1 protein-coding gene is annotated in these 2,785 nt (G+C 39.0%); it reads left to right on the plus strand.

Annotation, left to right across the window (positions count from 1 at the left end; genetic code table 11):
* Nucleotides 1-917: 917 nt before the first annotated feature.
* A complete protein-coding gene (locus BCU84_RS20015; protein WP_102529801.1) occupies nucleotides 918-2,528 on the plus strand; it encodes a BCCT family transporter in 1,611 nt (536 codons plus the stop codon).
* The last annotated feature ends 257 nt before the right edge of the window (nucleotides 2,529-2,785 follow it).

The raw sequence follows: 2,785 nt of genomic DNA on the forward strand, positions 1-2,785 counted from the left end.
CTATCTCTCCGCCATATTTAGAAAAGCCCGCTAATTTATTAGCGGGCTTTTTGCTATCTAGAATTTAATATATAAAACAACATAGATTTGTAGTTCATCAATGTAGGGTTCAACTCCTTATCTCTTCGCCATATTAAAGACGAAAGGCTCATCAGAAATGATGAGCCTTTTTTCGTTCTTGTGTATTTATAATTAAACATGGGTTTGTAGTTCATCAATGTAGGGTTCCTCTTTCAAAAATACGCTATCTCTCCGCCATATTTAGAAAATCCCGTTACTGCAAAGTAACGGGATTTTTGCTTTGTGGAATATTAAGTTTCACTGAAAAGGTTTGTAGCGCATTAACGTAGGGTTCCTCTTTCAAAAATACGCTATCTCTCTGCCATATTTAAGAAAAGCCCGATAATTTATTAGCGGGCTTTTTGCTATCTAGAATTTAATATATAAAACAACATAGGTTTGTAGTTCATCAATGTAGGGTTCCTCTTTCAAAAATACGCTATATCTCCGCCATATTTAGAAAAGCCCGCTACTTAAAGTAGCGGGCTTTTCTAAATATGGAAATTGAGTGAGTTCGGCAAGAGAATTAAAAGGTTTGTAGCGCATTAACGTGGGTTCCTCTTTCAAAAATACGATATATTTCCGCCATATTTAAGAAAAGTCCGCTATTTATAGTGTGCTTTTTACTCTCTGTATTTGGTCTAATTATCTGTTCTTTGGCATTCGTGGGCATACATCAACGTTTAGGTGTGGCCTTTATGCTAGTATCACAAGCTTGGGATTCAGCTTATAGCCTTTACTCACCTTATATAGTGGGTAGCACATGAGTTTTACTGGTACGGTTAGCTAATCAACTATTAAGCAAAATGGAGTTGTCTTTTGTATTCGTGAAACCGGATATGCGAACATCATAATTTATGAGTTTTAAATCAAACAAATACAGCATTGAATCTACAGATTATCAAATCGGACAGGATAATGTGACTAAATTGGGCATGGATGTTCACAACACAGTTTTTACCGCTTCAGTCGGGCTCTCTCTTCTCTTCATCATCACCTTATTAGCACTTTCCCCAGCGGATGCCAAAGCTGCCATCGATTCAGTAAAAGGCGCAGTACTATCTAATTTCGATTTCCTTTTCATGTGGGGCGCAAACATAATGCTGCTGCTTGCAGTCGCAATTGCGTTTTCACCTTTAGGGAAAATTCGTTTAGGTGGTGATAAAGCCAAGGCTGATTATTCCTTGGTATCCTGGATAGCCATGTTATTTGCTGCTGGTATGGGCATAGGCTTGATCTTTTGGGGTGTGGCTGAGCCAACTGCATTTTATACCAACTGGTTTGGCACCCCGTTAAATGTTGACCCATTTACCCCTGAAGGACGTGAAGTGTCATTAGGGGCGACTGTTTTTCACTGGGGTTTTCATGCGTGGGCCATTTATGGCATGACTGCGCTTTGTCTTGCTTATTTTGTTTATAACAAAGGTCTGCCTTTATCGATGCGCTCGGTGTTCTATCCGTTACTAGGCGATAAGGTTTGGGGCAAAACAGGGGATGTCATTGATGTATTAACTGTGCTGGTGACTCTGTTTGGTTTAGCTACTTCGCTCGGTTTAGGCGGAACTCAAGCTGCAAGTGGTATCAGCCATGTGTTTGGCCTTGAAAATAATCTCTTTCTTCAGCAATTCATTATTATGTTGATCATGGGATTAGCCATAGTCTCTGTGCTTAGAGGGATGAATGGAGGTATAAAATTTTTAAGTAACCTTAATATGGTTATTGCCTTTGTCTTTATTATCTTCATTGCCGTGCTGAATTTCACAACGGTACTAGATTCAGTCGCTACCGCACTTACAGGTTACGTTAAAAATATCATTCCTTTGAGTCAATCTTCTGGTCGAGAAGATACCACATGGTTACATGGTTGGACCGTTTTCTACTGGGCCTGGTGGGTCGCTTATGCTCCTTTCTTTGGTATGTTCGTGGCACGTATATCTAAGGGGCGCACTATTCGTCAGTTCCTTTTATGTGTATTGATAATACCAACAGCGGTGACATCAGCGTGGATGTCTATTTTTGGCGGTATCGCTATTCAACAAGTGATTGATAAAGTGGGGCAGTTAGGTATAGATCAAGGTATTGCTGACGTATCTTTGAGTTTGTTCTACATGTTAGAAGCTTACCCACTCGGAAATATATTATCGCTTATCGCAATCGCACTAATTATTGTTTTCTTTGTGACGACATTAGATTCAGGCTCAATTGTGATTGATGGCATGACTGCAGGTGGTAAGTTAGAAGTGCCTGATCGACAGAAAGTAGTTTGGGTCTTTATTTCTGGTGCCATTGCTATGGTAATGCTGTGGATTGGTGGTACTCAATCAATTCAAGCTCTACAGTCGATAACAATTATTGCAGCGTTGCCATTTACTATTATCTTACTTTTAGCTTGCTTCAGTTTGATCAAAGGATTATTGACTGAAACTGATCGAAACAAGCACATCGATAATGTCAAAGAAGCAGTCTAAAACTGTCAAGCCTTTTGGTTTAAGTCAATTGGGTTTGAGTAGACTTGGCTTGAGCTATTTTTATTTGAGTAGATAGGTTTAAGTATAAGAACCAAATTAAATGACTTAGCGTTAATAAAACACATTTACTGGTTTTAACGTACGCCATGTGGTGTAAACCGTTAAAAAAACAGCATGGTGATGTTATGTTGAGCAAACGAGTCATTTAATTGAATTTATCACTTTACAGTGAACCCCGAGGACATTATTATTCTCGG

It is taken from the genome of Shewanella sp. 10N.286.51.B7 (assembly GCF_002873615.1).
GTDB lineage: Bacteria > Pseudomonadota > Gammaproteobacteria > Enterobacterales > Shewanellaceae > Shewanella > Shewanella electrodiphila.